This is a genomic window from Siphonobacter sp. SORGH_AS_1065 (assembly GCF_030818595.1).
Taxonomy (GTDB): domain Bacteria; phylum Bacteroidota; class Bacteroidia; order Cytophagales; family Spirosomataceae; genus Siphonobacter.
In genome coordinates this window covers 1-7367 of sequence record NZ_JAUTAM010000003.1, presented here as the reverse complement: position 1 = coordinate 7367, position 7367 = coordinate 1, and the positions used below count along the sequence as shown (strand labels likewise).

Annotated in this window: 10 protein-coding genes; 5 read left to right on the top strand and 5 right to left on the bottom strand. The window is 37.4% G+C overall.

From position 1 onward, the window contains the following. Positions 1–130: 130 nt before the first annotated feature. The gene (locus tag QE390_RS00790) at positions 131–385 is read right to left on the bottom strand and encodes a Txe/YoeB family addiction module toxin (protein ID WP_307140693.1); all 255 of its coding nucleotides are present in this window, start codon (positions 383–385) and stop codon (positions 131–133) included. A 1-nt stretch (position 386) separates the two neighbouring features. Further along, the gene (locus QE390_RS00785; RefSeq protein WP_307140692.1) at positions 387–641 is read right to left on the bottom strand and encodes a type II toxin-antitoxin system Phd/YefM family antitoxin; all 255 of its coding nucleotides are present in this window, start codon (positions 639–641) and stop codon (positions 387–389) included. A 483-nt stretch (positions 642–1124) separates the two neighbouring features. On the opposite strand from QE390_RS00785, the gene QE390_RS00780 reads away from it, so the two are divergent. Continuing rightward, positions 1125–2063 carry a replication initiation protein gene (locus tag QE390_RS00780; protein WP_307140691.1) on the top strand — a complete coding sequence of 313 codons (939 nt, stop codon included), beginning with the start codon at positions 1125–1127 and terminating at the stop codon, positions 2061–2063. Positions 2064–2775: 712 nt separating this feature from the next. After that, on the top strand, positions 2776–3105 hold the full coding sequence (locus QE390_RS00775; protein ID WP_307140690.1) for a hypothetical protein: 330 nt from the start codon (positions 2776–2778) through the stop codon (positions 3103–3105). Between the two features lie 149 nt (positions 3106–3254). On the opposite strand, the gene QE390_RS00770 is transcribed toward QE390_RS00775, so the two are convergent. Both QE390_RS00770 and QE390_RS00765 read right to left on the bottom strand, forming a co-directional pair. Continuing rightward, positions 3255–4736, bottom strand: a complete 1482-nt coding sequence (locus QE390_RS00770) for a hypothetical protein (protein WP_307140689.1) — start codon at positions 4734–4736, stop codon at positions 3255–3257. Positions 4737–4890: 154 nt separating this feature from the next. Next, positions 4891–5262: a hypothetical protein gene (locus tag QE390_RS00765; protein ID WP_307140688.1), complete on the bottom strand. Its 372-nt coding sequence runs from the start codon at positions 5260–5262 to the stop codon at positions 4891–4893. Between the two features lie 121 nt (positions 5263–5383). Between QE390_RS00765 and QE390_RS24730 the strand changes: the two genes are divergently transcribed. Continuing rightward, positions 5384–5647: an IS1-like element transposase gene (locus QE390_RS24730; RefSeq protein ID WP_373424520.1), complete on the top strand. Its 264-nt coding sequence runs from the start codon at positions 5384–5386 to the stop codon at positions 5645–5647. A gap of 81 nt (positions 5648–5728) precedes the next feature. Next, complete coding sequence (locus tag QE390_RS00760) at positions 5729–6115, top strand: IS1 family transposase (RefSeq protein ID WP_307140687.1); 387 nt, start codon at positions 5729–5731, stop codon at positions 6113–6115. Here the strand turns inward: QE390_RS00760 and QE390_RS00755 are convergent. After that, entirely contained in the window at positions 6104–6850 is a 747-nt protein-coding gene (locus QE390_RS00755) for a MobA/MobL family protein (protein WP_307140686.1), read from the bottom strand. The two genes, QE390_RS00760 and QE390_RS00755, sit on opposite strands and share 12 nt — an antisense overlap. 206 nt (positions 6851–7056) lie before the next feature. Between QE390_RS00755 and QE390_RS00750 the strand changes: the two genes are divergently transcribed. Continuing rightward, a partial coding sequence (locus QE390_RS00750) for a hypothetical protein (protein WP_307140685.1) occupies positions 7057–7367 on the top strand: 311 nt, incomplete at its 3' end.

Below are 7367 nucleotides of genomic sequence, written 5' to 3'. Positions count from 1 at the left end.
CTTACAGACTAAAAGCAGGCAGCAAAAAATCCATATCTATCGCATTGAGAAAGTCGAAGTGTGGGCCGATGACACCAAAAAGTAACTCTTACCCTGAATCTCGAAAAGAAAGGTTTGATAAGCCTACTCGCTAGTAGTGATAGCGGCATTGAATGATGTGCAGACGATCCGAAAGTACGGTATACACTAGTCGGTGCTCATCGGTAATCCGGCGGGACCAGTAGCCTCGCAAGTTTTCCTTAAGGGGTTCTGGTTTGCCAATGCCGTGAAAAGGATCCCTCAAAGTGTCTTTAATCAGCTCGTTGATCCGTTTGAGAACGGCTTTATCGTATTTCTGCCAGTACAGGTAATCTTCCCAGGCATTCACGTCCCAACTCAGTGTCATCTTATTCTTCAATTAGGTCATGATGCTCGGCTTGACCATTTTCCGTGCGGGCCATGGCTTCGGCTAATCGGTTTCGGTTCTTTTCCGAACGCAATAAGTGCATGGTTTCCAGAATTGAGTTGTATTCGGCGAGCGATAAGACCACAACGGCCTTGTTCTCATTGCGATTGACAATGACGATTTCTCCATCGTCAGTGACTTGGTCGAATTTCTCCCGCATGCTGCGGCGAAAATCACTGTAATTCAATACCTGCATGGCTACTATTCTTAGTTAAGTACGCATTTACGTACGTAAAACTACAAAAATTAGTAATAAGATCCGAACAAACTAATTTTTTAGTTGCCGGGGGCTTCTTTTTTGGGCTTTGCTTGCTCTTTTTCGCCCTTTCTCAATTTTTGGTTTATCATACCGCTTTCAAAATTTGAAGCGTGCGGCGGAGCCGACGCAGGCCACCTTTTGTGCGGCTGGATGCCTCGCACGTATACACGCAAAACACAAATTTGTGCTATTTGTAATATTTGTTTATTTGTCTTCCTTATATATAGGAAAGACGAGTTTTAATCAGTGAAAGACGAGTTTTAATCAGTGAAAGACGAGTTTTAATCAGTGAAAGACGAGTTTTAATCAGTGAAAAGACGAGTTTTAATCAGTGAAAGACGATAAAAAAAAACGAGTATCTAAAAAAATACTCGTACTTTAGGGATGTTGTAACCAGATACCTATAAATCAGTTCTTTACATGCAAGAAAAAGTAGAAGTTAGACACCATAATGCAATCACTACAGCTCGTTATGAATATTCAGAGCTTCAACTAGATATCTTTTTCTACTTACTATCGATGCTTAAAAAAGATAGTCCTAGTGGAGTTTATGAAATTGTAGTAAAGGATCTCTCTGCACTTACAGGGAAAGAATATCAATATAACTACCTTAAAAAAGCAACAGAAGAAATGGGTAGTCGTATGTTTGAAGTTTCAACTACAAAGAGTTACAAGCAGCTCTGGATGTTCCAAAGAGTCGAGTACATGCTTGGTGAAGGCCGTATAGAGATTGAGTTTAGTAATCCTATCAAGCCTTACTTGTTTGAATTAAAAGATAACTTCACCTCTTTTGAACTCTACGCAGCTCTAAGACTTGGAAGCAAGTATGGAAAAAGGTTATACACCCTATGTAGCCAATGGAAAGACAAGGGGGAAATACCTAAAACAACTATCGCTGAGTTAAAGAGAATGCTCTCTTTGCGTGACGATAAGGGTAACGAAAAGTTCGAGAAAATAGCTGATTTTAAACGTTTTGTATTAGATGAAGCAAAAAAACAGATTAATAAACACACGGATTTATATATAGATTATAAGCTAGAAAAACTGGGACGCAGCTATCATTTTATCACGTTTACTGTCAGACAACAACAGCTAGCTGCCTTACTACCCCTCTCAGCCCCAAATAGCCTTAGTGGGGAGTCTACCCCTAAAGACATTACGCAGGCTCAGTATGAAAATGCCCGACAATTGTTAGATATGTGGAATATAAAGCGTAGCGATTTAGTAAATCAGATCATGAGCTCTAAAGCTTACATTCAGGAGGTTAATAAATTCGCTCACCAATTACAAACAGGGAAAGTAAAGGTTGAAAAAAACATTGCAGGATACCTTCTTACTAGACTTGGTCTTAAGGCTTAAGCTCTGGTCATAATTTGAACAGCACGTATAAGCCAATGGCTAATACACTAATAAAAAGTATAATAGTAAGAATAAGGTAAATCTTGTGGGTAGGCTGTTCTGACAGAGAAGGACTCTGCATTGGTGCAGGAGGAAGAAACTTCAATTCCTTGTTTTCCTCACGTAGGCTCTTGTTTTCTTCTCTCAAGTAAGAATTTTCACTCTTAAGTGACTGTATCAACTCATCTTTAGCTGTTATAACCAATGTATAGTCTTGTATAGGCTTCGTTTCTACTGTGTTAGTATTATCCTCTAGCCTTGTATAGTGTTGCTTATCGTTTGACCTAACAGGGGAATATATACTAAAGAGGTAATTAGACTGTATAGTATACTGTGCTCCTCTCTTACTCTCTTTCATTTGTATAAATGGCTTACTATCAGATCTTTTGCACAGCCTGCGTATAGTAGCTTCATTTAAACCAGTGGCTTCTGCCGCTTCTTTTAGAGTAAGGTAAACCATATACATCTGTCTAGACATGTACAATGCGATGTACAATTATTGTATAGTGTACAAATAAGCACATATTAGAACCAATCCTCAAAGATCTTCAACATAAAATCACTTATATAACACTTTATAAAAAGTAATTATATGATTTCCCTTATCATTTGATGACAGGATATCTTACTAAGCATAGTATCTTGCATTCAAGCAAACTAAATCAACCTTTGCATGAAACTTAAGATTTTCCTTACCTTTTGCCTTTTATCTCTATTTTCTTGCCAAAAAAATGAAGTTTCTCCTGTTGGGAGTGCTAAGATTACATTCACTTCAAGTTTGGAGCAGGTTTCATTACCGTATTCGGTATATACAGAGGCTGGATTTGATAAGCGTCCTCTTATTAGTGGAAAGTATTCAAAACTCTTATCACAGAAACCAAACAAATACGAAGTAATAGTAGAAGACCTAAATCCAGGCAATTACGTTATTGTCTTCTCCTATCTTAATGCTCATTTTACTTTTCAAATCACTCAAGGTCGCCAGAGAGTATATGATTTCTAATAATATACGTCCCTTTTACGTGAACGTAGCTCTATAACATTTTACAAACGTCCCTTTAGAAAATGTTATATACATGTTTATTTATAATAAATATCACCTACTACTCCTGTTTGGATAGGAGTAGTAGGTGATATTTAAATACTATCATATTAATAAATAGGCTTTGGTTCTATAGTAATTAAAGCCATTCCTGTGTCTATATCATGAGTATTTCCGTAATCAATGTGATAAATATTTCCTAATAGAGAAATAGGAACGTCATATCTATTTACAATGACCTTGTTTTTCCAAGTCAAAAATCCTTCATATAGGAAATCTGAACCACCAGTAATGGCAAGAGTATAACTTTGAGAAAAACTCGTTCCGTTTGCTGTAGTGCTTCCAAAATTAGGCCCTTCCTTTACATTTGAAGTGAAATTTGTTCCAAAATTAGAAGTAATAGTGTAGGTATGATTATATGTCTGTGTTGTTTGTGCATCAATTTCTTGTAGAGAAATTTTCCAAGTATCACCAAATCTAGCCATATCCCAAGTTGCAATGGGAATTCCTTTATTAGGTATTATATATTGTTTGGTTTCTGATACGATAATATTCCCATTAGAATCTACCGTATACTTGAAAAGATCCCCAAGAGCGGCGTTAAATCCTTTTTGCAAAGTACTTAATGATGTTTTATCACTAATAAAGTATATCCCAACCGAAAACTCAAAATTCCCATCACCCCAGTCACTGACTGGATCATCGAATATAGTACTTGCAGTGCTAGCAAGATGAAATTTTAAACTTGTTATATGTTCTTGATAATTCGTATTAAGTGTTCCTGTATTAATGCCAAGCTCTGGCGCTATTCCATAATAAATATAATCTCGGTGGAATTCAAGATTATTTTCATAAGCGAATCTAGCACGAGAATCAAAATAGCTATACACACCTCCCCTTCCTCCAGAGCTTATATCCGGTATTTTACCATCAAAATCCTTATCCCAAAATACAAAATCATGAGAGGCATTGCTGAAAGCTTTAGCTTGATTATCTGACATTCTTCCTCCAGCGTTCTTTTGTAATATAACCCTTTCATTATCCTTTACCACAATAACAGGAACTGTTGGATGTTCGTAAGTTTTCAAGATACCAGCAAACCCTTTCCCGTTGTAGGATTGCACTGTGTTAGCTCTTTTTATTCCATTTACCTTGTTTGGCCTAGGGCTAACTAATGGTATTTCACTCTCAATATTCCAACTTTCAGCAGAAAACTTACTCAGATGAGGAATAGAAATTGTCAAAAGAGGTAATGAATTCACGATTTTTATAAACTCTGAAGACCCATATATTTTAGTTAGATAACTTTCGAATGTTTCATTACCAATTCGATTATCCTTAATCATTTGATACAATATCTCAGTATCCTTGTCAAACTTCTTTAAGGCTTCATTTTTTATTAAAGACCTAACTTCTACATTATCAAGGGCTTTAGCCAATGTTTTAGAAAAGATGATGCGATTTTCTTCTAGTTGATCATACGTCAACTTATCAGAATATTGAACATCAGGCTCAATGGTTTCTGTTTTTCGGCATGAAGACAATATCATTATCCCAATGATAATGAATGATAGGTAGGTAGATTTTAGCATGATATTGGGTGTTATATATTAAAAATTAGGTTGATTTTTAAGAATAAACCAATAAAGCTCCTTGTTATTTCAGTATGAAATAACATAACTCTAATCAGAATTAAACAAAAAAAGGTGGGAATGTATGTTATTCTTTAAAAAAGAATAACATACATCAATCTTTATTAAATAAAAGATGATGAGAGGTTTCTTTATTCTTAAGAATAAAGTCAGATTTAGAAAAATTTACTAGGGTATATGTTTCAACACTACTATTTGAAATAGTCAATTCTCTATTTTCAGGGCTATAAACCCAGTGTACATTTGAATAATCTATTGAATTATCCGTAGAAGATATATTCAATTTGACTTTCCCTGATTTTAAAAATGTTAATTTTAAAGGTAGTGGATTTTCTTGCTTAATGTTCGAGGCATTTCTTAATAGCCATGTTCCAACAAAATAATCATTATTGAGAATAACGGAATCATCTTTTTGGCAACTGATAAGAAAATAAGTACAACAAAATAATAGAAGAAAATTTTTCATAGCTTTATTATGAAGGATTGAATTTATCGTATACAAATATACGATACGGATATTAATTAGTGCTAATAAATTATTCATATAATTGGTTATGTTGTAAAGGTGTAAATTATTAAATTTGCACATGGTATATGAAGCAGTCAAATGTAAACATTGTGGTTCGCCAGCATCAGTAAAGCGTCATGGTATAACACCATTAGGGAAACCTAGACTTCGATGTTATAGTTGCGGTAAAACATTTGTTCACCAATATGTCAATCGAGGATATGAACCTGCTATTAGGAAACAAATCATTGAAATGGCTCTCAATGGCAACGGAATCAGAGAGACGGCTCGTGTGTTAAAAATTAGTACTTCCACAGTCATTAAGTATTTGAAAAAAAAGTAATGACTTAGTTTCCGTAAATCCAGAATATAAAGACACCTATCGTAAATCCCTCATTCTTAAGGTTGATGAGAGGTGGCCGCCATGGAATGGAGTTATGTTGAAAAAAAGAAAAATCCACGTTGGCTTTGGTGGGTGGAAGATGCTATTACAGGTAAAATTGTTGCGTTCGTATTCGGGCGTCGTACAAATGCTACCTTTAGACGATTATTAGCTCTACTAGAGCAAGCCAAAATAAGAACCCATCAATGGGTTACCGATGCCTGGTGGGCTTACCTAGATTGTTTGGATCAATCTAAACGGATTCAAGATAAATCTCTTATGCAATCCCTTGAACGAAAGCATCTCACTTTAAGATCTCGAATAAAAAGACTAGCCCGTAAAACCATTGCTTTCTCTAAATCTCAGATTATGCATGATACAGTTATTGGGTTATTTATTAATCGATTCTTCTTTGATTTACACCTTTAGCACATAACCTCTTTTTTTAGATTGTAGGTTCAATTTCTGGGTTTGATGGTTAGATTCGGGCTGTTTTTGGACAGGTACTTCTAGTTTCTGTTTGTTAGTTATCGAAGTCTTTTCTGAATTTGTGTTGGCTATCTTTTTAAGCTTTTCGGCCTGCTCTTGATAGATTCTCAGCAATTCCCGGGCTACCTCAGGACTACTCTGAAATAAAGCCGGCTCAATCCGCTCCCGGCTCACTAGATCCTTCCCTAAAGCCCGTTCAGCCGCAAAGGCCTGTTCAAACTTGGGCCGAAACTCCTTTTCTAAAAACTCCTTCTTAATCATCTGCCGATCTTTCTTCCGGGTAATCAAATTTCGCTCATTCACTAGCACGTGAGCGTGCAGATTCTGAACTCCGTCCTTTTCACCCCGGTGAATACAGATCGAGTAGCTACAGTCCTTAATGGGCGTTTCCTTCAGCATTGCTTCAATCCGATTTGCCGCCTCCTTTGCACTCAGCTCATTCGGCAGCGATAAGGTGTAGTTCTTTCGCACCTGGGCATCGTGCCGGCCCCGGATGCCCAGATCTTTATTGCCCATCTTCTCCTGACGTTCCAGCTGCTTCCATTCTTCCAGTAGCTCAGCCCGCTCGGTGCTCAGGTTCGCACTGCTCTGCACGTGCAAGCACTCGCTCTCCCGCAGGTAATAGCTCACGTCCCCGCTGCCCGAAATCGACACATTAATAAATCCTTTCGCCATGGCTTTTCTGGTTTAGCCCGCCTCGCAGAGACCCACACATTGAATCGAATTGACGCCCTTTTTCGGGCAGCAATTTGAAGCAATGTATAGTGGGGCATTATGATTAGTTGATCGCCCTAAAATACGCATTTTTTCTTTATTTTTTTAATGCTAGTTTTGACCGCTGAAAAAGCAGCTCCAACCCTTCTATAACCCTGTTTTGAGCCATGGCCAAGTACACTACTGAAGAGAAGATTAAGCTACTCCAGCAGAAAATCAAGTCCCTCCAGACTACCGAGAAAGCCGCTAAACGCAAGGAAAGGGCCCGTAATTTGATTCAAATAGGAGCGATAGTGTCATCGCACCACCCAGAGCCCGAAAAGCTCTTAGAAAGCCTAAAAAGCGGCAAGATTCGAATAAACCTGGAAGAAAGTCTGCTCATCAAGCTCTACTACTCCCTGCCGGATACACCTACTCAGATCAAAACCCAATACATTCCCTTTGCTCTGAATCTATCCAAAGCCAGCATTCTCGAGAG